The following is a 22,568-nucleotide window of genomic DNA, read 5'->3' as shown; positions in this document are numbered from 1 at the left end:
GGAACCTGAAGAATTGCCGGATAGAAAATATTGTCATATTTTAGTCAGCAATCAAGTAAAATAATTAATGGTTTTTGTAACGGGTGCAACCGGAATTCTGGGAAGAATAATCGTGCTGGAACTTCTAAAAAGAGGTAAAAATGTACGTGCTTCCAAGAGACCTGGCAGCAATTTAAACGAAGTAAGGCATTCATACAGCTTTTATACAGAGAATCCTGACGATTTTTTCAATAAAATTGAATGGGTAAATGTCGATTTTGATGATATCGACTCTTTGAAAGATGCTCTAAAAGGGGTGAATGAAGTCTATCACTGTGCCGCAAAGGTAAGTTTTCATCCCAAAGATGAGAAAGAAATGTACCATACCAATATTAAAGGTACAGAAAACCTGTTGTTTGCCTGCGAGGGTTCCGAAGTTGAAAAATTCCTGCACGTAAGTTCCGTTGCGGTGTTAGATAGCTTTAATGAAAAGGGAGAATTGGATGAAGAATCTGATTTTAACCCGAAATTAGAGCATTCTGCCTATGCCATATCCAAGCATTTATCCGAAATGGAAGCTTGGAGAGCATCTGCAGAAGGATTGAATGTTGTTATCATTAATCCGGGAATGATTGTGGGAAGCGGAAACTGGAGCCAAAGTAGTGGTGAGCTTTTTTCAACATTTGAAGACAACAGTTTTACATTTGCAGGTGGCTCTGCTTATGTAGATGTAAGAGATGTTGCTAAAACAGCCATTGAACTGATGGAAAATAACATTTTCGGGGAACGATTTATCATTGTTGCTGAAAATAACAAATATGCCGATCTGGCAAAACAGATCAGAACCCGATTAGGTCTTAAAGAGGCAAGAATCCTTACAAGATCCCAACTGAATATCGGAAAATTAGCCAATACATTATTCGGATGGCTGATTCCAAAACTGAGAATGGTTACAGAATCAAATATTGAAGCCATATCTTCATTCAATACCATTTCCAATCATAAAGTAAGGGAAAAACTGAACTATGAGTTTATTCCTGTAAAAGAAAGTATAGACTTTCACCTGAACAATTATATTAACGACAAAAAGCTGAAGAAATGAATCTTGCAGAGGCAATTATCCTTAAAAATGTAGAAAAACATCCTATAAAAGCTGCAATTGGCTTTAAAAAGAAAGATGAAGCCTGGAAAGAGCTAAGCTGGAAAAGATTCAGTGAAATTATCTTTAAAATGGCCAATGCATTGAAAGAAGCAGGAGTTCAGGAAAATGATAAAGTCGCTATTTATTCAGACAATTCTTCAGAATGGGTGATCGTTGATCTGGCTGCAATGGCTATTGGAGCGATTACTGTTCCTATTTATTCTACCAATAATGCTGAACAGGCAGAATATATCATCAATGATTCTGGGGCTAAAGCGATTCTGGTAGGAAACCAGATGCAGTATGATGCCTGCCTAGATATTTTACATAAAGAAGAGAATAATCTTGAGACCATCATTGTTTCTAAAAAAGCAGTATGGATCAAGAAAGAATTTAATAGTTTCTATCTTGAGGATTTTATCGCAAAAGCTTCTGCTGAGCTAGAGGTCTGTAAAAAAGAAAATGATGACACGGCAACGTTAATCTATACTTCAGGAACAACGGGAATTCCAAAAGGAGTGATGCTTACCCATGGAAATTTCATCAAGGCATTCGACTCTCACTTTGAGTTTTTTAAGTTTAAAAACTTTGAAGACGAGCTTTCATTAGCCTTTTTGCCATTAAGCCACGTCTTTGAAAGAAGCTGGAGCTTACTTTGTCTATATGGAGGAGCGAGAGTATATTTCCTTGAAGATCCAAAAAATATAGCAAAAGCACTGGAAGAAGTAAAGCCCACTACCATGTGTGCGGTACCAAGATTTTTCCAGAAAGTATATGCCGGAGTTCTTGAAAAGGCAGAAGAAGGTTCATCATTAAAGAAAAAAATCTTTGATTGGGCCTTAAAAACCGGATGGGAAACCGCAGAATTAAGAAGAAATGAAAGATCAGTTCCTTTTGGATTAAAATTAAAGGAATCTGTTGCAGATATGTTGGTCTTCAGTAAGATTAAAGATAAAATGGGGGGCAGACTATGGTTTTTACCATGCGGAGGAGCTTCTTTATCTCCTGAAGTAACCCGATTCTTTGAATCTGTAGGCATCCATGTGACCGTAGGGTATGGATTGACTGAAACTACAGCCACTTTAACCCTTTTCCCTTTGACTCACTTTGAACATGCTACCAGCGGGAAACCACTACCAGGCGTAGAAATCCGTATTGGTGAAAGTGACGAGATCCAGGCAAGAGGAAACGGAATCATGAAAGGGTACTATAACAGACCTGAAGAAACTGAGAAAGTATTTACAGAAGACGGTTGGTTTAAAACCGGAGATGCAGGTAAGTTTGATGATAAAGGTAACTTGATCATCACAGACAGAATTAAAGACCTGATGAAGACTTCCAATGGGAAATATATTGCTCCGCAACAAATTGAAAATCTTCTGACCAATAACAATTTCATTCAACAGATTATGTTGGTTGCTGAGGCAAGACAGTTTGTTTCAGCGCTAATCGTTCCTAACTTTGAATTTCTACAAGACTATATCAAAAAGAATAATATCCCTTTCACCAATTGGGAGGATGCTGTAAAAAATGATAAGGTAATAAGCCTTTATAAAGAAAAACTTAAGGAATTACAAGATCACCTTGCCGACTATGAAAAAGTGAAAAAATTTACCTTAATGCCGGCAGAATTTGACATCAATACAGGAGAAATTACCCCTACATTGAAAGTAAAAAGAAATGTAGTTCTTAAAAAATATGCAGATATTATAGAGAAGATGTATTAAAAGATACGAAGAAAACCTCTATTTAATCACCAGTTTTTATCTGTATTATCACTTAAATTAAACTATGACAACACAAGAATTTATAGGAAAAGAAAATTTCAACATTCATACGCAGACGGTTTCAGAAAGCTGTCCTTCCAATATTGCTCTGATTAAGTATTGGGGGAAATATGACAATCAGATTCCTGCAAACCCAAGTATCAGTTATACTTTAAACCACTGTAAAACCAATACTACAATGGAATTTTTAGCAGATGAATCTTTTTCTGTTCAGACTTTTCTGGCTGGAAATGAAGAAGTGAAATTTGCTGAAAAAATTGAAAAATATTTCAAAAATATTGAGCAATATCTTCCATGGATCTTGAAAGGGAAATATATCATCAGAACAGAAAATACATTCCCACACAGTTCCGGAATTGCCAGTTCTGCATCAGGATTTGGAGCGATTGCAAAATGTCTGATGGCTTTGGATGAAACATTTACAGGAAAAAGTTCTGAAGAGGAGTCTTTGAGAAAAGCTTCATTTTTAGCAAGATTGGGAAGTGGAAGCGCTTGTAGAAGCTTATACAACGGACTTGTAGTGTGGGGAGAAACTGATGAGGTTAACGGAAGTTCAGACCTGTTTGCGGTACAATATCCTGATACAGAAATTCATGAGGTATTCAAGAATTTTAATGACTGGGTTTTATTGATTCATGAAGGACAGAAGAGTGTTTCTTCAACTGTAGGACATGGCTTAATGAATACCAATCCTTATGCAGAAAGAAGATTTCAGGAAGCAAGAGAAAACTTTGTTCCGATGAAAGACATCCTGAAAAGCGGAGACATGGAGCGTTTTATCAAATTGGTAGAACATGAAGCCCTTACGCTGCACGCGATGATGATGATGAGTGATCCTGCTTTTATTCTGATGAAGACAGGAACATTGGAAGTCATCAATAAAATCTGGGATTTCAGAAGAGAAACCGGATTGCCATTATTCTTTACTTTGGATGCGGGTGCCAACGTACACCTTTTATTCCCAAGTGATACATCCGAAGAGCAGATCAAAACATTCATTGAAGCAGAGTTATTACAACATACACAGAAGAATGGAGTAGTGAAGGATGTGATGAAATTCTAAAAACGAAAAATATTCAATAGAAGTGGGCTTTAGCCCACTTTTTTTAATCCTCAGTAACAACAGTTTCCCGTTCGCCATCTTCTTTCTTTCCTTCTTCTATCATGATTTCGGCTTCTTCTTTCTCCTCAGAAGTCGCTGTTTCTATAAGCTCTTCCTGTTTATCATTGTGATGATCTATGAAAAACTCACAATATACCGGCAGGTGATCTGAACCAAAATTCTCCAATGTCTTCAGCTGTTTAATAAAAATATCTTCACTGTGAAACATCAGATCGATAGGAAACCTTAAAAGACGGTATTTCGCATGAAAGGTGGAAACAAAAGAATGTCCGATTCTCGGATCTATCAGATGACTTGTTTTTCTGAAAAGTACAGATGATCTTGACCATGCAACATTATTGAAATCTCCCACTACAATAACAGGTTTTTTGATGTCTTTTACACATTTGGCTGTGCTTAGAAGGTCGCCATCTCTTTCCTTTGATGTTTCTTCTTCCGTAGGGCTTGGTGGTGGTGGGTGAACTCCAAAGAAGACAAAAGAAAAACCATCAGCTGTTTTCATATGTACCTCAATACTTGGAATATCATCAGCTACGAAATAATGAGTCTTAGCTTCTTTGATTTCAATTTTGGAATAGAAATGCATACCGTAGGTGTTTTCAAGGGTCACCTTATGCTGGTAACCAAATTCTTTTTCTAAAGGCCTCATTGCTTTTTCCCAGTCACCATTGCTTTCCATAGTCATGAAAAAATCAGGATTGTGCTTTTTAACAAGCCCAATGAACTTCTCATATTCTTTATTGAACTGATAGACATTAGCTGAAATGAAATGTAGTTTATCAGAAGATTTGTGATGCTGTCTGTGCTTCTTTACGGGGTAGAAACGGGTATACTTGATAAGAGTATGGCTATGATGGACAAACAAGACCAGCAGAACGCCCTGGTAATACCATAAATATTCTTTAGAATCAGTAAAAAAGCCTAATAGAAAAGTGAAAAAGATAAGATACGTAACCTGTATTTTAGCAAATTCCGGAACTCTGAATATCCAGTGAGAATGCTGGATTTTTGGCAGTATTGTCATGACCAGAAGAAGTATGGCCAAAGTCAGATAAATAATCCACATATAAAAGCTATGAAATAATTTTGATTACAATTTAAGGAAAATGATTTTTAAAATTTGTTAATCAATTTAAATTTTATTTTATCTATTTTTATTTATCTAAATCTATTCTATGAATAAAATTATGGCACTGCTTCTGCTGATCAGTATTTCAGCTTTCGGTCAGCAAAATAAGGATATTGAAAAACCGATCCGGAACTTATTTCTTGGCATGAAAAATGCGGATCCAGAACTGGTAAAATTGGCTTTTGCAGAGAATGCAGTTCTTCAGACCATCACTAAAGACGGTACTGTAAAAAGTGATAGCATACAGGAATTCGTAGCTTCTGTTTCAAAATTTACAAAAGGAGATCTGGAGGAAAGAATTATAATAGAAGCCGTTCATGCGGATGGAAATCTGGCCAGTGTATTTACGCCATATTCTTTTTATTTAAAAGGGAAATTATCACATTGCGGAGCTAATAGTTTTCAGCTGGTAAAGCAGAATAACGAATGGAAAATCCAATATATTATAGATACAAGAAGAAAAGATAACTGTAAAGAAATCCAATAATAAAAATAAGAAGTAGTTTAAAATTAAAGAAATGAAGATCCATCATATTGCAATCATCTGTTCAGATTATGCTGTTTCAAAGAAATTTTATACAGAAATTCTAGACCTGAATATCATTCGTGAAGTATATCGTGAAGAAAGACAATCTTACAAACTTGATCTGGCTATCGGGGATCATTATGTGATTGAACTGTTTTCTTTTCCTAATCCTCCACAACGTCCGTCACGCCCTGAAGCATGCGGTTTAAGACACCTTGCTTTCTCCGTTGAAAATGTTACGAAAAAAAGAAATGAACTGATAGAAAAAGGACTGAGTTGTGAAGAAGTCCGAATAGACGAGTTCACTGGAAAAGAATTTTTCTTTACCCAGGATCCTGATCAGTTACCATTGGAGTTTTATGAAATGTAAATTAGTGTGCGTAGCCTGCAAAGAAGCTTACCGCCATAATCGCTAAAACAATTGAGGAAATGACTACATACACGTAGTCTTTTTCTTTTAGATACCCTATTAAAGCAAAGATAATCCTCATCAAAGGGGTGAAAATCAATAAAAGGATTCCCAGTTGGATAATTCCCATTCCTTCTCCCTTGCATAAAGAGTCCCAAAACTGGCCCCATACCTTTTCAGAAGAAGTACCTACAACAAGGTTCGTGTATTTTTTAGGCATTTCAAAGCCTTCAGTAAATAACTTGATAAAGCCAATAAACGAAGTGGCCACAGAAAGAATAACCCCCAATCTCAGAAGATTTCCTACGGAACGGTTCAGATCTACATCTGTAAAATTCTTTTTCATTACCTGAAGCTTTTGTTGATACCGTTATACATCATGTAAATAGACAGAATGGTAATGACAATAGCGAAAAATACTTTTAGCTTTTTTGTCTTGGAAACCATTAATGTTTTCGAACCGATGAAACTTCCTATCACCACACCTATTACTACAGGTGCTGCAATTACCGGAATAATTTCACCTCTTTGAAAGTAGATTAAAGCACTGGCTACAGCAGTTACTCCAATCATAAAGTTACTGGTAGTCGTAGAAACCTTAAATGGCAGCTTCATCATATTATCCATTGCCAATACTTTCAATGCTCCGGAACCTATTCCTAAAAGTCCGGACATGGCTCCTGCAAACATCATCATCAAAAACCCGGGAACTGTATTTCTTGCAGAATAGCTTTTTAGAATTCCTTTATCAGGAAAAGTTCCGTAAAGCTTCAGTTTTTCTTCCAGACTTCCTTTAATTAAAGGTTCCTGATGATCAGGCTTTCCTTTAAGATTTAAAACAACAGTGAGAAGAAGAATACTTGCAAAAATAATTCCGATGGTATTCGGGTTAAGCATTCCAGAAACTAAGGCTCCCACAATAGCTCCTGCCGTAGTCGCTATTTCGAGGAACATCCCGATCCTCATATTGGTAAAACCTTCTTTTACGAAAGCTACAGCAGCCCCCGAAGAAGTACCGATTACAGAAATAAGGGAAGCGCCGATGGCATAATGCATTGGAACACCAAAACCCAGCGTTAATAAAGGAATGATAATAACTCCACCTCCTAAACCCGTAAGTGACCCTAAAAGACCTGCGGAAATAGCACCAAGGAAGAGTATGATGATTTCTGACATACTACAATTAATGCTACAAATATAAAATTATTGTAGTAGTCTGCCAAACATTTGAAAAAGATAAATTTAACGTATTTTTGTATGCATGAAAAGTGAAATGAAATTATTTTATATTATTCTTGGGGCAACTCCCAAAGGAAGAAATATAGAGCAGCACGATGTATTTTTCGGAATTGCAGAGAACCTTAAGGATTTGGTTCCTGATATGAAAGACTTCTGGAAAGAAGCAGAAGGAAAGATTCACCTTGATTGTTATCAGGAAGTGAAGTTTGCAGATGGATATGAAGTAAAGATTGTAGAAAAAGGTGAGAAAACATCGGAGGAGCAATTGTATTTCCTTAATCTGGGAGGGTACAAAAGAGGTTTCTTTGAAGAATTCCATGAGCAGCATTTGATGGTGGGCCAATCAATGGGAGAGATCGTGAAAAGAGCAAGAGCTACCGAATTTTACCAGACTATGGGGTTTGAGGGAGCAGTAAGTCATATTGATGACAAGCATGGGGTAGATATTGATGACATTTTCAATGTGAGTGATATTCTTCCGGAAAAAATGAAAGAAAAGTATTCCATTGTTCTTCAAAAATCTGATGCTGAAAATCAAGAGAACCCAATGGGACTTGGATACTTAAAAATTGATAAAATTCAATAAGAAATAAATCTAATAAAAATAAAAAATGAAAATAGGAATTCTGGGTGGCGGACAGCTGGGAAGAATGTTGATACAAAGTGCATTGAAGTATGATGATGAGTTTTATACACTAGATCCGGCATCTGATGCGCCATGTCATAATATTTCTTACTTTACGCAGGGAAATTTCAATGATTATGAAACCGTTTTGAACTTTGGAAAAGATAAAGATGTTGTGACCATTGAGATAGAACACGTAAATGCTGATGCATTGGCTGAACTTGAAAAACAGGGAATCCGAGTGGTTCCTAATGCCAATACCATCAAAACCATTCAGCAGAAGATTCTTCAGAAAGAATTTTATAAAACTCATGATATTCCAAGTCCGGAATTTCAGGTAGTTTGGAATAGTGATGAAAAAATTATAATGCCATTACCTTTCGTTCAGAAAATGAATACGGGAGGTTATGATGGAAAAGGAGTACAGGTGATCAAAACCGAAGATGATTATCAGCATCTATGGAAAGAGGCTTCTGTAATTGAAAGTCTTGTAGATATTGACAAAGAGCTTTCTGTAATTGTTGCCAGAAATGAAAGAGGAGAAACCAATACTTTTCCGGTAACAGAAATGGTTGCTGATCCCAAACTTAATCTCTTAGATTTCAATGTTTGCCCGGTTCTTCTTACTGAAGATGTGCAGCAGCAGATTGAATCTATTACAGAGAAATTTTTAAGTACTATCAATTCTCCGGGACTTTTTGCTATCGAATTATTCCTTGATAAAGAGGGGAAAGTCTGGGTAAATGAAACAGCTCCAAGACTTCATAATTCGGGACATCAGACTCAGGAAGGAAATACAAACTCACAGTTTGAGCAGATGTACCGTGTGGTAAAGAATCTTCCTTTAGCAGATACGGATGCTATTACCTACAGTGGAATGCTGAATTTGGTAGGTGCAGATGGATATGAAGGCAAAGTAGTATATGAGGGAATGGATGAGGTTCTTAAATTACCGGAAACTTATATTCATTTATACGGAAAAACTGAAACCAAACCGGGAAGAAAAATGGGACACATCAATGTGTTGGCAGATTCCAGAGAAGAGCTTATGGAAAAGCTTGTCAAGGTAAAAGGAATGGTGAAAGTGATTGCAGAATAATCGAATTCAAAATATAAAATTAGGCCTATTTCAACACTTGAAATAGGCCTAATTTATTGTTATACTTTAAAAAATCACGTTGTTCCTTTTAAAATTTGTGATAAAGTGTTTAAAAAGGCATCTTTACAACTCTTCCTTTATATTCTCCTTTCACAATTTTAAAAAGTGCTACATAGGCACCCGCTCCGTCTGAGTTGAGCATGGTAATATATAAGGTGTCATTTTTACGATCAAAATAACAGTTGGTATATTCATTACTAATGTTAAAAAGGTTTTCAATTTCCTTGTTGGGAATCTTAATCTTTTTATCCCCAATCTGTACTGCTATGGATTGATAGTGGGTTTGAGGAATTGTCCCGTCAGTACCCCATATCGGTTGACCTTTATATTGATCTTCAATTTTTTGACCACTATAATCTGAAGAAGAAAAGGACTTTTTATTTTCCTTATAATTAAACTTCTCAGAGACGATATCCACTTTAATATTTCCGGATTTAAAAATAGCATTGTTTTCATCCCTTACAGTTGGTGGCACCTTTTCATAAGATTCTATATACTTCAGCCTTGAACTGTGAATATATCCGCCCGTTTTTTCATTATAATCTACATTGAGCCAGTCAGTGTTGGGCTGATCAGCTTCAAAGACATAGACAATCTCATCCGAATTGATCTTTCCCGTAATCTTGCTTTTTGCATCCCCATTTTCCCTTACATTCACATAGCCGTCCTTGTCCACAATCTTTGCTAATTGGGCAAAGGATAACTGTGTGCTCAGAGTAGCTGCTAAAAGAAATATCTTCGTTGTTTTCAATATTGTTTTATGAGTTTTAATTTGAATAAAAATACCGGTTATTATTTGAAAATTTTTTGAATCACATTTCCAATCTCCACAAAATCTCCATGGTTTCCTACAGATCGTATTTCGGGGCTGTTTTTGTCATATTCCGAGAATGGGAAGATCAGAAGATAGTTATTATCATTCAAGTTTCTGTTCAATAGTTCAGGAATAAGCCTCATTCGTGGAATATAGGATTGCATTCCTCTTTTTGCCATGAAAATAATCAGAGCTTCATCATCCTTCAGCTGAGCAGCGGTTCTTTCACCATCCTGCCAGGTATTCATAATGATAAATTCAGCTTCTATATTGGCTTTTTTGATGATCTTTTGAAGGATATCCACGATGTTTTCAGGCGCATAAAAAACGACAGTAGCACCGGAATTTCTGGCAATGTTCCAAACCCTTAAAAGGGCATGGAAGAATCCTGCTTCCTTATGAGCATTCTCAGGAATCATTACAGCGTATCTTTTGATGGTAGAAAGTGGCTGTGCGGCATGGTATACCAACACATTTACATCATCATTCTGAAGATAACCATTGTACAGATTATAGATAAAAGAAGGAGAGAACCCCTTTTCATCCTCCAGACCAATAATAAGATCTGTGATATTCTGTTCCTTAATAACATTATTTACCCCATTGATGACGTCATTATCATATCTTTTAAGAGCCTGTAGTTTTACATCAGCTGCGGCTGCGGCATCAGTTGCCTGATGAAGAAGCTTCTCTGCATTCTTAACGGATGATTCGTTTTTATCTTCATTGATGACATTTAAAGCAAATAAATCCTCCGTATTGGAATGTGCTTTTATCAGAATTCCTAAATTAACCATTCTCTCGATTGTTTCCTCGTGATTGATGGCCAAAAGGATATTTTCTTCTTCATGGCTGTTTCCGGAAACAGTGTCTTCATTATCAGCCTCTGCAATTTTTTGAGCGCTGGCCATTGAAATAAAGGATGAGATGGTACATGAAATAAGAATTAGTAAAATACTTCCGTTCAGAACGTGTTCATTCAATAATCTTACAGGTTCTCCCGTTTCAGTTTCAGAAAGAATAATGTTATAACCCACCATTACAGAAGCTAGTGTGGCAGCAGCAGAAGCAGAGCTTAATCCGAAGATTAATTTCCCTTCCTCCTTAGTCAGTCTGAAAGTTTTTTGTGTGGCCACTGCGGAAATATATTTCCCTCCAATGGAGGCTACGAGCATAATTCCGGCTACTTCAAGAGTTTCCCAGCTTTTAAAAAACACCTTAAAATCAATCAGCATTCCTACACTAATCAGGAAGAATGGGATAAAGATGGCATTTCCTACAAATTCAACCCTGTTCATCAGAGAAGAAGTATGAGGAATAAGCCTGTTTAAAGCCAATCCTGCAAAGAAAGCTCCGATAATAGCCTCTACACCTGCCAATTCGGCAAGCATTGCTGCAAGATAAATCATCACCAATACAAAAATGTATTGTGAGATCTTATCATCAACTCTTTTGAAAAACCAACGTCCAATAATAGGGAAGACAATTAAAACGATCAGTGCAAAAACAATAAAGGAAACAGAGAGCTTAACCCAAAATTCTGTTCCTACATCTCCCTGAGACATTCCTACAATGATGGCAAGCACCAATAAGGCAAGAATATCTGTAATCATGGTTCCTCCAACTGTAATATTAACTGCTTTGTTCTTTGCGATTCCCAACTTACTCACCAATGGATAAGCAATAAGGGTATGGGATGAAAAAAGGCTGGCAAATAATATAGAAGTCAGCATAGAGAAGTGAAGAAGATAATATCCGCCCAAATATCCCAGTACAAAAGGAACTATAAAGGTATAAATACCAAAGGTGAGACTTTTCCATTTATTCTTTTTAAAATCACCCATGTCAATCTCCAGTCCGGCCAGAAACATGATGTAGAGAAGTCCCGTGGTTCCGGTAACTACAATACTGCTGTCCCTTGATAATACATTGAAACCATTGGGACCGATAATGGCTCCGGCAATGATAAGCCCCAACAAGTGTGGAACTTTAATTTTATTTAGTAATAAAGGAGCAGCAAGGATGATAATCAGTACCAATAGGAACTTTAGTACCGGATCTTCTATAGGAAGACTCAGATTATGTATACTCAGTAAAATCATAAGTGTTTATTTTGTGGAACGTACTAATTCAACAGAGAACTTGGCCGTACAGCCGTCAGTGGTCACCGTTCTGGTACCCTTGATCTTGTTGTCGGAAATGTCATTAAGAAGAACATTCATTTCTACATTCTTTTTGGCTGTAGAATCGGTTTTGAAAGAAAGCTTGATCTCATTATTTTCAAACTTCCCGGAATATAACCTTACCAGATTGTTATTGTTGATGATTTTGGTGATGGGCTGGGTAGAATCATTATCGAATTCCCAAAGGTCTGTCCGTTGATCACCTATTGCATAATCACTGCAATTGGATTCCGTACAGATTACCTTTCCATTCCAGGCTCCGGAAATTTCTGTTGGCCAAACGGCAACTTTCACCGAATCTTTTTTTGTGAAGATACTGTCTCTCATTTTTAAGAGTGACTGGTACTCGGATTCTTTTTTAGCAAATATCTTTTCTTTCTCCAATAATTGTTTCTCTCTGTCTGTCAGATTCTTCTCCTTTTCTTTGTAATCACAGCTTACCAAAAGAAAGGAACTTGTAAGAAAGATGAAAAATGTGTTTTTTAGCATATCGTGTAGGTTGAGTATACAATATAGGAAAAAAATGACGGCGAGGCAAATTACAAATAGGTAAACTACCTGTTAAGTTCATCATATTTCGGCTTGATAAGATAGAAATTTCAGAAGATAATCATCATCGAAGTTTTGATTTTTAAACACTCCAATAAGACCAAAATAATCCCAAACTAGAAATAGAAATGAGTTGAAAATTTTAGATTTTCAAAAAACTTAAGTGTTATATGTTTATGCTTACAATAAAGAATGTTTTTATTGTACTGCTTTCTGCTTTTTAAACATTTCAGGTTTGTAATTGATGATAAATACTCCACAAATAATCAAGGCTGCTGCCAAAATAAACTTGAATGAGATCGGTTCATCCATAATCAACCAACCCAAAAATATGGCAATAATGGTATTGATGTAAGCCAGAATAGAAACCTGTACCGGTGAGATCTTCGTTAAAGCATAGTGGAATGCAAAAAAGGCTGCTACAGAACCAAAAATTGAGAGATACAGCATCGCAGAGATACTTTTCAACGTCCAGTTTCCAAAATTATAATTTTCTGAAAACAGGAACGCAAAAATAACCTGAACAACTCCCGCAAACAAAAACTGATAAAATAAATTAAGAGTAATATTACCGCTTTGAATATTTAATTTTTTGGTAAAAATTGTTCCGGAAGCCCAACCTGAAATAGCACAAAAAAGGAAAATCATTCCTGTTCTGTAATCGGGGTTAGCCAGATCTTTAAGTCCATCCCAGAAAACAAAAAGCACACCACTAAAACATATCAGGACCCCAGCCAAGGCACGGAGGCTGAATTTTTGCAAACCAATGGCAAGACTTCCCAGAAAAACTAAAATAGGGGCACAGGCACTGATGAGTGAAGCCAGACTGCTGGTTACACTTTCTTCTGCTACCGTAACCATTCCGTTAGCTATGATGAGCATGAGGGAAGAAAAAATAATCTGATATTTTAGATTTTTCCAGCCAATCCATTTAAATTCTTTTCTTGAAAGGAGAATGACAAGCATGATGATAGAAGCAAAAAGCTGGCGAATTCCGGCAACAAACCATGCAGGGATGGTTTCTACGGCGATACGGATGGCTAAAAATGTAGTTCCCCAGACAATGGCAACAGTAAGAACGGCAAAAATAAGTTTATAATCTTTCAAGTAAATCGTGGTGTAATGGGCAAATTTACCTGTTTTAAAATAAACATTATGGTTGCAGTTGCTTTAATTTTTACAGGTACAGATTTAAAGAATGAATATATCTATCATCACAAAATATGTGGATTGATTATTTAAGTCCGTTATTTTATTTTGATTTATATTTTAAACTTTTAGACTAAATTTTAGTGACAGGTTTAAATTTTTTATCTTTGAACATCTAATAAAATTGAAGATGGTAGGAATTATTATGGGCAGTCAGAGCGATCTGCCAATCATGGAACAGGCTGCGAATTTTCTGAAAAGTCTGGATATTCCATATGAATTGACGGTAGTTTCTGCACACAGAACACCTGAAAGAATGTTCGATTATGCGAAGACAGCCCATGAAAGAGGCTTGAAAGTAATTGTTGCCGGTGCAGGAGGAGCAGCGCATCTTCCGGGAATGGTGGCAAGCTGTACAACACTTCCGGTAATTGGAGTTCCCATTTTGTCAAGCAATTCTATTGACGGGTGGGATTCTGTACTATCAATTCTTCAGATGCCTGGGGGAATTCCTGTGGCAACAGTGGCTTTGAACGGAGCATTGAATGCAGGGATTTTAGCTGCTAAGATTATAGGAAGTGGTAATGAAGAAGTAGCTGGAAAACTTCAAAAGTACCAGGATTCTTTAAAAGATAAAGTACTGGGAACAGTAGATGATATTAAAAATCAGCATCCCAACTACTTCGACAAATAGTTTTTAAAGCTTAAAAATAAAAGCCTCATCGTAATCGGTGAGGTTTTCTTGTTTTTATTTTTTGATGAATCCATTCTGGGCCTTTGTTATCTGAAATGTAATGAAGAAAATAATAAGAATGCTAGATTTTTGTATATGATAAGAGGGTAATGGTTGTGAACTTTGTAAAATGAAAAACTCTCCAAATTTGGAGAGTCTTTGTATTATTCTTGAAGCATATTGTCTCTGGTGTTTTTCTGGACGGTAATGGCCCCAAAAAGTGCGAGAAGAAATGCAAAGGCATAAAATCCTTTTTCACTTGGAAGTATGGTCGCATTCCAAAGTCCGACGGCTAGTAATACAATGGAAGATAATGTTGCAAACCAACAGATTCCATAGTAAATATCGGTTACCTGAATGTTTTCTAATTTATCACGTACCGCTTTTTGTAAGGATACCACCGCAAATAAGCCGTATAATAGAATGGTGAAATAATAGCCTTTCTCGTTCAGCAGCATTTCAGCTCTTACAAGACCCACAATATAGCCAATCATTCCGGCTCCCAATGCTATCCAAGATGCTGCGACAAACGCATTCGATACTCTTTGTTTTTTCATGAATTAATGTTTTGTTTAAGGGGCTAAATATATTCATTTTTTACAAACATCGGTATGATCATGAGAAAATATGGGCAAAATACGGAACAGAAACAAAAATTAGATTAAAAAATTAGCTCCTAAAAAGAAAAACTCCCCAAGAATGGAGAGCGTGTTTATTATTGGATAATATATTCGTAATTATATTGAACAATAGGCTTTCCGTTTTGGTTTTTTCCTAAAGATTTGATAACAAATCCTGAGCTATTGTATTCTAAAGTATAAGTGATAGTATCATTGGGTAGCCAATTTCCTGAAGAGTTAGAACTATTTTTATCTGTTAAGTAGTTATTTTTACTTAAAGTTTCGGTCTTTCTAAAGAAAATTTTCAGATACTTATTGATATTGGTGTAAGGAGTAAATTTATTATCAGAAGAATATTCGTTTTTTAGGCTAAAGTTAGTTTCACCAATATTTACAGTATATACAGAAACATTATCACCGTTATAGGTATAATATTCAATAGTAGGACTGGTGCAATTTACAGAATTGCAGATCGTTGAAGTGGCAAGATGGCCGTTAAGAGCATAAGTGTATTTATAAGTTATATTGTTTTGAGGGGTTGGAGATACAACTTTATTACCTATCAACTGGTTTCCGTCGTAGCTAAATTCAGAATAATATTCTAATTTTTGTTGACTGTTGTAATAATTTGATTTTACGGGTTTATCATTATTATATTCAAAAGTAGTGGTTCCGTCTTTAGATTGCATTTTTACAAGTTGTCCCTTATTATTGTATTCAAATGTAAGTATGCCTGTTTCCACGTTGTCAGGAATGCCCATATAGGTAGTGGTCACTTTGCTCAGGAGTAATTTTTTTTCTGAAGAATCATTGGTATTGTCATCACCGTTGCTGCAGCTGTTAAAGAGCATAACAGTGCTCATCATCCCCAGAAATAGGTAGTTTTTCATGTTAGTTTTTGTTTTCAAAAATAAAGAATATATTGAGTTTAGAAAATAAAAAAATCCCACTATTTCAAAATAGTGGGATTGTATCATATTTTTATGAATCTTAGTATCTGTAGTACTCAGGCTTGAATGGCCCTTTTACATCTACTCCGATATATTCAGCCTGTTCAGTAGAAAGAGTTTCAAGCTCTACGCTTAATTTCTTAAGGTGTAAAGCAGCTACTTTTTCATCTAAATGCTTAGGCAACATATATACTTCGTTTCCATAAGCTGCAGAGTTGTTCCAAAGCTCGATTTGTGCCAAAGTCTGGTTAGAGAAAGAGTTAGACATTACAAAACTTGGGTGTCCTGTAGCACATCCTAGGTTTACTAGTCTTCCTTCAGCAAGAATGATTACTTCTTTTCCTTCGATTGTATAGATATCAACCTGAGGCTTCACTTCAGATTTAGTCTGACCGTAGTTTGTGTTTAACCAAGCCATATCGATTTCATTATCGAAGTGACCAATGTTACAAACGATAGCCTTATCTTTCATTTTAAGGAAATGTTCTCCTCTTACGATGTTGAAGTTACCTGTTGTAGTAATGATGATATCAGCATTGTCTACCACAGTATCTAATCTTTTTACCTCATAACCGTCCATTGCAGCCTGAAGCGCACAGATTGGGTCAATTTCAGTAACCGTAACAATAGAACCAGCACCTCTGAAAGAAGCAGCAGTACCTTTACCTACGTCTCCGTATCCGCAAACTACCACTCTTTTTCCTGCCAACATTACGTCAGTAGCTCTTCTTACAGCATCTACTGCAGATTCCTTACATCCGTATTTGTTGTCGAATTTAGATTTAGTTACAGAGTCATTTACGTTGATAGCAGGCATTACTAAAGTTCCGTTCTTCATTCTTTCGTAAAGTCTGTGAACTCCTGTAGTAGTTTCTTCAGAAAGTCCTTTGATATCTTTTGTGAATTCAGGGTATTTATCAAAAACCATGTTTGTTAAATCTCCACCATCATCCAAGATCATGTTTAATGGTTTTCTGTCTTCACCAAAGAATAAAGTCTGCTCAATACACCAGTCAAAATCCTCTTCATTTAATCCTTTCCAAGCATAAACCGGAATTCCTGCAGCAGCAATAGCAGCAGCAGCGTGATCCTGTGTAGAGAAAATATTACAAGATGACCAAGTAACTTCAGCTCCTAAAGCTACCAATGTCTCGATAAGCACAGCTGTTTGGATCGTCATGTGAAGACATCCAGCAATTCTTGCTCCTTTAAGCGGTTGAGATGGTCCGTATTCTTCACGGATAGACATCAAACCTGGCATTTCTGCTTCTGCAAGGGTAATTTCTTTTCTTCCCCATTCTGCAAGGGAGATATCCTTAACTTTATAAGGAACGTATTGTGTTGTAGTACTCATATGTAATGAATATATTTAAATTCAGTTGATAACGAAAGGCAAAATTACAATTTATAATTAAGATAAAAAAACGGCAGATGAATTTCAGTTTTATGAGATTAAACATGACTTAAAATTATTTAGTCTTAATCTAAATAATTACTTTTATCTGATAAATAATATCTTATGAATCATACCAATACAGAGAAAAAAACAAAACCGGTTGCTCCAAAAGTAAAAGAATTGATAGCCAATACAAAAAGTGTAATTCTGGCTACTGTAGATGCAGAAGGAAATCCCAATTCCAGCTATGCACCATTCGTACAGGTAGAACAGACATTTTATATCTTGGTTTCTTTTATGGCCAGACACACGAAAAATCTTTCAGAGGGAAGAAAAACTTCTGTCATGTTTATTGAAGATGAATCTGCTACAAAACAGATATATGCCCGCGAACGTTTGACACTTGAAGCAGCAACTTCTCAGATAGAAAGAGATTCAGAGATATGGAATAATGTTATTGCAAAACTTAAGGAAACCCACGGAAAAGTAGTAGATGTTATTTCTGAAATGGGAGATTTTATTCTGATTGCTTTACAACCGGTAAAAGGTTCTTATGTAAACGGATTTGGAAGCGCCTATTTCGTAGATTCAAATCTTGAAATTATTGAACATAGAAATGATGTAAACCATCAATCTAAATAAAAAATAAGAGCAGGAATTTAGACGTTGTGTTAATTGTTAATTTCTTTCTAATCTAATTGTACAGCCATTTCTATTGGCAGACCATAACTTCCAGATTCCTGCTCTCATCTTCCTATCTTCTTCCATTTTCTCTTTCCACATCTTTTCACTATTTTTATCGAATAAAAAAACGATGCCCCTTTACCGAGATTTTTCAGATGATAATGCCACAATCCTTGTTTGGAAGTATGATGAAAGCGAAGAACTTGATATCAATGAACTTCTGGAGCCAGAAAATGCCGAAAAAGTAAAAGATTATCATCCTAAAAAATTGCTAGAGGTATTAATGGTGCGTAAGCTTTTAAAAGGTTTAAAACCTCACTCCAAGATCTTATATAAAGAAAGAGAACCCTTCCTTTCTCCCAATGACGCGGAAATTTCCATTACCCATTCTTTTCCTTTTGCAGCGATTGCTATTTCTAAGAATAAGATAGGAATAGATGTAGAAAAGTTTAACCCTAAGATTTTAAGGGTGATTGATAAATTCACATATGAAAATGAACGGGGTTTTATTCCGGCGGATAAAGCGGATACTTTTTACACCATTATCTGGAGTGTAAAGGAAAGTATGTATAAGATCCACCATTCTAAGTATTGGTCTTTAAAGAAAAACTATGAAGTGAAGCCATTTGAGCTGAAACATCTTCATAAAATAAGCTGCAGGGTGTATGACGAACAGTTTTCAGATGAATTTAAGGCCAGAGTGGAATTTTTTGATGACTATTGCTTTACGATTGTGGAGGAGTAGCATGCTTTTCACTTCTGTATTTTTCAATGACCTTTCTCTGTTCTTTGGCCACGTCATAGATTAGTTCCAGAATATCATGAATATTTTTAAGCTCCGTTAGATGGGAAATCTTGTCAGGATCTCTTCTGTCAACAATTTCGTTTTCCTCAATCTCGGTTTTTCTTTTCATCAACATATCTTCAATGGAAGAATCTTCCGGCTCAAGACGGCTTTCCATCTTAAGGGCTTCATTCACATCGTCCCCGTTTAAAAGGGTTGAGGTCTGTTGCATTTCTGCTTCTATTTTTCTACTCCAGCTCTCAGCATCTATTTCTGGGTATTGTTCATTGTTTTTAGAGTATTGAGACAAAGATGCGGTGTAAGCCGTAACAAGATGTGACGTTGCCACAAACTGATGAACGACTTCCAGTTTTTTCTGCTGATTTTTAGGATCAGAAATCATTCTCTGGAAGTTATCGGAAAGGTTGGCCAGAGAAATGATCGCATTTTTTCGCTTCATCTTATAATCTTCGATATCAAAATCTCCCTGTAGGAACTTCGAGATCACACTCTGAAAATAGATGAGGTTATCTGCAGCAGATTTTTTCATCAGATCAACGTTCTGGGTATGCTCCCAAACAGGCAGTACAATATAAGAAACTGCAAAAGCAATAATTCCGGCAATGGCAGTATCCAAAACCCTATCCTTGAAGATAATATTTACTTTTCCCGGATTTAAGAAATTAAAGCTTAGGAAAACATAGATCGTCATAAATAATACGGCCCAGAAGTAGCGCCCTTTCAAGAAACTGAAGCACATGATCATACTGATAAGCAGAATGGCGAACAATATTCCATTAATGTGTATAAAATGTAGAATAATATACGCAATTGTGGCTCCGGTAACCGTTCCGTAGAGACGAAGCAGGTTTCTTTGCTTGGTAATGGAATATGCAGGTTTCAGGATGGCTGTAATGGTAATTAATATCCAATAGGTGTGTCCCAGTCCCAGAAAATCAAACATAGAGAAAATATAGCCTAGTAAAAGGGCTGTTGTAATTCTTATGGCATGACGGAATTGGGATGAAGATAATGAAATGTTATTCCTTAGAACCTTAAAGTTAAGCTTCGGCTCATTAGGCATAAATTTTTTCAGATCTAATCCGGTGGATAAACTTTTTGCCAGCTTTACGTTTTGGGAGAAGACTTTATAGATTTCGTTGATCTCTTTTGTAATTTCATTAATGCGCATTAGGATCTGACGCAAAACCATGAAATTTTCCAGACTATCTGAGGATAGCTGTCTGTTTCTGAGTTCAAAGTAATTATAATTAAGATTCTTTAATTCAAGTTCAAGATTAAACATTGGTTTTGCTCTTGTTCCACTTTGGAGTGCAATCCCAATATTGGTTATTTCTTCAGCCAAAAGATTCAGATAATCATGAATGTTGACAAGGATCATACTGTCCTCAAAGCTCTGCTGTAGTTTTTGGTAATCGCTTTCAGAGGTCATCAGCTTCTCATGAAGGTCCATGGAATTCAGGAACATCAACATCAACAAACGGCTGGTTGTTGTAGATTCATTAACGATGGTTCTGGTTTTGAAAACAGTTTCTCTGGTTTCTTCCTGAAGATTTTTTATTTCAATCTGCTTTGCAATGACCTGAGTCGTAAGCTTGTCAAAGTCCGGATTTTTTTGATAATAACTGGCCTTGATTTTTAAAAATTCTGCTAGCTGAAGATAGTTTTCTCCAATCATCTGACCTGCCAGCTTATAGGGACGAATGGTGGTTACCACAAGGAATATCAGTAAAAACCAGATACATCCACAGGCAAAGATCAGTAAACTTTTGAAGATGTCACTTCCTGTAAGATGCCCATCAATAAAGATTGCGAGTACAACAAGTGATAAGGAACCAACCGCAGCCAATCGTTGGCCATATACCCCAATCAGGGAGAAAAACATACCAAATACTATGATTTCAAGGAGTACCAGCATTCTAAAATTCATCACCAGGCTTGCAATTAATGCAACAAATACAAAACAGCAGATTGCAAAAGCAAGTGCGTTTCTTCTTCGGATGAAAGGTCCGGGTTGATCGGTAAGGGCTACAAAGCTGGTTCCAAGAGGGAAGAGGAAGTATTCTTTTAAAATTCCAAAGTGGGCAAGAACCAAACAGGGCAAAACAGTGGCTAATGTAATTCTGATAGCAGAATATACATACTGACTGGTTACAAATTTTTTTAGCTCTGCCGAATAGTTCATACTACAAAAATAGCTATTGAATTTAACAAAACGGCCATAAAGAAGAGACTTTTGTAAACTTAAATATTATATTTTTTTAATAATGACGAGGAAGATATATGTGTTGGAAATTGACAAGTGAAAAGGATTGATATTGATCATCATGAATCGCCATAAAAAAAGCCTCATACATATTGATGAGGCTTTTTTTATATAGTTGTTACAGTTCTTAACGATCGTTGTTGGATGTTTCTTCTCCAATGTTCCAGGTAAGCCCGAAACGAAGTGTATTATCCAAAGCACTGTTTACTTTTGACATATTGATCAGGTAAGAAAGATCCAATCCGAAAGAACGGTACTTCAACCCAAGACCTGCAGTAGCAAACTGTCTTGCTCCCTGCTCTTCACTTTCATGGAAATAACCACCTCTTACAGAAAAAGCATTGTCATATGAATATTCCAAGGCACCACTATACATGATACTGTTTTTGTTCTTGAAAGATTTTCCAATACCAGCCATTGGGCCTACGTTTGGAATTTCGTATCTAGGTTGTCTGTCTGATCCCATTCCTACATATTCAGATCCTGGAACCAAAAGCTTTGATCCTTCGAAGCTAATTCCTATTTTATTAAGATCATCCATATACATATCATAACCAACCCCTAATCTAGCCATGGTGGGCAAATAAGATCTTGATTCTTCGTTTCCTGTATAATCCAGTTTAGGACCTAGGTTCTGTACAGCAAAACCTGCGTTCAGCTTACCATCATATCCTCCAAAACTTGAGAATCTCTCGGAAGTATAGTATCCTGAAATATCAACAGCAAAAGAGTTTGCTGCTTTAAGCGTAGTATCTGTATTGAATCCTCCGGCTAAGTCTGAACGGATAAATCTACCTGTAACAGCCATTGAGTAGGAATCAGAAAGTTTCAAACCATAGGCAACATCAATAGAGAATTCATTAGGCTTAGATACCCCCATTGAGGCAACCTCTGTTCCTACCAACTGAGTCAGGTCTACCTGTCCCATATTGAAATAATAAATACTTGCAGAGATAGTAGATCTTTCATCCTGTCCAAGGAATTTATGGAATGCACCATATAATAAGAATACATCATTGGTAAGCTTGCCCATATATGGTGTATAGGATAGACCTACGGAAGAACTTGTTCTGCTAAAAGGATATTTAGCTGCATTCCAGAATTGTGAGAATGCATCAGGCGAGGTTACTACCCCTTGATCTCCCATACCTCCTGATCTTGCGTCTGGTGCAATTCTTAGGAAAGGAGCTCCGGTTAGTACAGGGTTTATTTTACCTAAATCTTGCGAATAGCCTAGAAAACCAGCACTTAACCCAAATCCTAAAAGCAGTTTAGTAGTTAAATTCATATGTTGTCTTTTAT

At 36.3% G+C, this 22,568-nt stretch carries 22 protein-coding genes; 10 read left to right on the top strand and 12 right to left on the bottom strand.

Going from position 1 to position 22,568, the window contains the following annotated elements; all coding sequences use genetic code 11:
- The first annotated feature begins 67 nt into the window (after window positions 1-67).
- The 3 genes from C1638_RS04755 to C1638_RS04745 all read left to right on the top strand — a co-directional run bounded on the left by C1638_RS04755 (window position 68) and on the right by C1638_RS04745 (window position 3,970).
- The gene (locus C1638_RS04755; RefSeq protein WP_109618658.1) at window positions 68-1,081 is read left to right on the top strand and encodes an NAD-dependent epimerase/dehydratase family protein; all 1,014 of its coding nucleotides are present in this window, start codon (window positions 68-70) and stop codon (window positions 1,079-1,081) included.
- A complete protein-coding gene (locus C1638_RS04750) occupies window positions 1,078-2,847 on the top strand; it encodes an AMP-dependent synthetase/ligase (RefSeq protein WP_109618656.1) in 1,770 nt (589 codons plus the stop codon). The genes C1638_RS04755 and C1638_RS04750 overlap by 4 nt, the downstream gene beginning before the upstream one ends.
- A 64-nt stretch (window positions 2,848-2,911) precedes the next feature.
- The gene (locus C1638_RS04745; protein ID WP_109618654.1) at window positions 2,912-3,970 is read left to right on the top strand and encodes a diphosphomevalonate decarboxylase; all 1,059 of its coding nucleotides are present in this window, start codon (window positions 2,912-2,914) and stop codon (window positions 3,968-3,970) included.
- 43 nt (window positions 3,971-4,013) lie between these two features.
- Here C1638_RS04745 and C1638_RS04740 read toward each other — a convergent pair whose 3' ends face one another.
- On the bottom strand, window positions 4,014-5,096 hold the full coding sequence (locus C1638_RS04740; protein WP_109618652.1) for an endonuclease/exonuclease/phosphatase family protein: 1,083 nt from the start codon (window positions 5,094-5,096) through the stop codon (window positions 4,014-4,016).
- Between the two features lie 109 nt (window positions 5,097-5,205).
- On the opposite strand from C1638_RS04740, the gene C1638_RS04735 reads away from it, so the two are divergent.
- Entirely contained in the window at window positions 5,206-5,646 is a 441-nt protein-coding gene (locus C1638_RS04735; RefSeq protein WP_109618650.1) for a nuclear transport factor 2 family protein, read from the top strand.
- A 31-nt stretch (window positions 5,647-5,677) separates the two neighbouring features.
- A complete protein-coding gene (gene gloA2, locus C1638_RS04730; RefSeq protein WP_109618649.1) occupies window positions 5,678-6,055 on the top strand; it encodes an SMU1112c/YaeR family gloxylase I-like metalloprotein in 378 nt (125 codons plus the stop codon).
- A 1-nt stretch (window position 6,056) separates the two neighbouring features.
- On the opposite strand, the gene C1638_RS04725 is transcribed toward gloA2, so the two are convergent.
- Both C1638_RS04725 and C1638_RS04720 read right to left on the bottom strand, forming a co-directional pair.
- Window positions 6,057-6,440 (bottom strand): DUF1634 domain-containing protein, encoded by a 384-nt coding sequence (locus tag C1638_RS04725; protein WP_109618647.1) that lies wholly within the window; start codon window positions 6,438-6,440, stop codon window positions 6,057-6,059.
- A complete protein-coding gene (locus tag C1638_RS04720) occupies window positions 6,440-7,270 on the bottom strand; it encodes a sulfite exporter TauE/SafE family protein (protein ID WP_076352344.1) in 831 nt (276 codons plus the stop codon). Before C1638_RS04720 ends, C1638_RS04725 begins: the two co-directional genes overlap by 1 nt.
- 97 nt (window positions 7,271-7,367) lie before the next feature.
- Here C1638_RS04720 and C1638_RS04715 point away from each other — a divergent pair, with 97 nt between their 5' ends.
- Window positions 7,368-7,919, top strand: a complete 552-nt coding sequence (locus tag C1638_RS04715; RefSeq protein ID WP_109619089.1) for a DUF1543 domain-containing protein — start codon at window positions 7,368-7,370, stop codon at window positions 7,917-7,919.
- Window positions 7,920-7,944: 25 nt separating this feature from the next.
- A complete protein-coding gene (locus tag C1638_RS04710) occupies window positions 7,945-9,057 on the top strand; it encodes a 5-(carboxyamino)imidazole ribonucleotide synthase (RefSeq protein WP_109618646.1) in 1,113 nt (370 codons plus the stop codon).
- Window positions 9,058-9,166: 109 nt separating this feature from the next.
- Here C1638_RS04710 and C1638_RS04705 read toward each other — a convergent pair whose 3' ends face one another.
- The 4 genes from C1638_RS04705 to C1638_RS04690 all read right to left on the bottom strand — a co-directional run bounded on the left by C1638_RS04705 (window position 9,167) and on the right by C1638_RS04690 (window position 13,770).
- Window positions 9,167-9,868: an SH3 domain-containing protein gene (locus tag C1638_RS04705; protein ID WP_109618644.1), complete on the bottom strand. Its 702-nt coding sequence runs from the start codon at window positions 9,866-9,868 to the stop codon at window positions 9,167-9,169.
- Between the two features lie 41 nt (window positions 9,869-9,909).
- Window positions 9,910-12,033 carry a cation:proton antiporter gene (locus tag C1638_RS04700; RefSeq protein WP_109618642.1) on the bottom strand — a complete coding sequence of 708 codons (2,124 nt, stop codon included), beginning with the start codon at window positions 12,031-12,033 and terminating at the stop codon, window positions 9,910-9,912.
- A 6-nt stretch (window positions 12,034-12,039) separates the two neighbouring features.
- Window positions 12,040-12,603 carry a hypothetical protein gene (locus C1638_RS04695; RefSeq protein ID WP_106915135.1) on the bottom strand — a complete coding sequence of 188 codons (564 nt, stop codon included), beginning with the start codon at window positions 12,601-12,603 and terminating at the stop codon, window positions 12,040-12,042.
- Window positions 12,604-12,861: 258 nt separating this feature from the next.
- Window positions 12,862-13,770, bottom strand: a complete 909-nt coding sequence (locus C1638_RS04690) for a DMT family transporter (RefSeq protein ID WP_109618640.1) — start codon at window positions 13,768-13,770, stop codon at window positions 12,862-12,864.
- Between the two features lie 232 nt (window positions 13,771-14,002).
- On the opposite strand from C1638_RS04690, the gene purE reads away from it, so the two are divergent.
- Complete coding sequence (purE, locus tag C1638_RS04685) at window positions 14,003-14,506, top strand: 5-(carboxyamino)imidazole ribonucleotide mutase (protein WP_106915137.1); 504 nt, start codon at window positions 14,003-14,005, stop codon at window positions 14,504-14,506.
- Window positions 14,507-14,709: 203 nt separating this feature from the next.
- Here the strand turns inward: purE and yiaA are convergent, their stop codons facing one another.
- The 3 genes from yiaA to ahcY form a co-directional block, all read right to left on the bottom strand.
- Window positions 14,710-15,102, bottom strand: a complete 393-nt coding sequence (gene yiaA / locus C1638_RS04680; RefSeq protein ID WP_109618637.1) for an inner membrane protein YiaA — start codon at window positions 15,100-15,102, stop codon at window positions 14,710-14,712.
- A 158-nt stretch (window positions 15,103-15,260) separates the two neighbouring features.
- Window positions 15,261-16,055, bottom strand: a complete 795-nt coding sequence (locus tag C1638_RS04675) for a hypothetical protein (protein WP_109618635.1) — start codon at window positions 16,053-16,055, stop codon at window positions 15,261-15,263.
- Window positions 16,056-16,155: 100 nt separating this feature from the next.
- Window positions 16,156-17,469, bottom strand: coding sequence for an adenosylhomocysteinase (gene ahcY / locus C1638_RS04670; RefSeq protein ID WP_109618633.1), 1,314 nt, complete (start codon window positions 17,467-17,469; stop codon window positions 16,156-16,158).
- 165 nt (window positions 17,470-17,634) lie between these two features.
- Between ahcY and C1638_RS04665 the strand changes: the two genes are divergently transcribed.
- Both C1638_RS04665 and C1638_RS04660 read left to right on the top strand, forming a co-directional pair.
- On the top strand, window positions 17,635-18,153 hold the full coding sequence (locus C1638_RS04665; protein WP_109618631.1) for a pyridoxamine 5'-phosphate oxidase family protein: 519 nt from the start codon (window positions 17,635-17,637) through the stop codon (window positions 18,151-18,153).
- 172 nt (window positions 18,154-18,325) lie between these two features.
- Window positions 18,326-18,940 carry a 4'-phosphopantetheinyl transferase family protein gene (locus C1638_RS04660; protein ID WP_109618629.1) on the top strand — a complete coding sequence of 205 codons (615 nt, stop codon included), beginning with the start codon at window positions 18,326-18,328 and terminating at the stop codon, window positions 18,938-18,940.
- On the opposite strand, the gene C1638_RS04655 is transcribed toward C1638_RS04660, so the two are convergent.
- Together C1638_RS04655 and porV are read right to left on the bottom strand one after the other, a co-directional pair.
- On the bottom strand, window positions 18,921-21,185 hold the full coding sequence (locus C1638_RS04655) for an FUSC family membrane protein (protein ID WP_109618627.1): 2,265 nt from the start codon (window positions 21,183-21,185) through the stop codon (window positions 18,921-18,923). The genes C1638_RS04660 and C1638_RS04655 overlap by 20 nt on opposite strands.
- A 208-nt stretch (window positions 21,186-21,393) precedes the next feature.
- Window positions 21,394-22,554 (bottom strand): type IX secretion system outer membrane channel protein PorV, encoded by a 1,161-nt coding sequence (gene porV / locus C1638_RS04650; RefSeq protein ID WP_109618625.1) that lies wholly within the window; start codon window positions 22,552-22,554, stop codon window positions 21,394-21,396.
- Window positions 22,555-22,568 lie beyond the last annotated feature (14 nt).

It is taken from the genome of Chryseobacterium oncorhynchi (genome assembly GCF_002899895.1).
Classification (GTDB): domain Bacteria; phylum Bacteroidota; class Bacteroidia; order Flavobacteriales; family Weeksellaceae; genus Chryseobacterium; species Chryseobacterium oncorhynchi.
The sequence above is the reverse complement of the archived record's forward strand: the minus strand, read 5'-3'. Positions and strand labels throughout refer to the sequence as shown.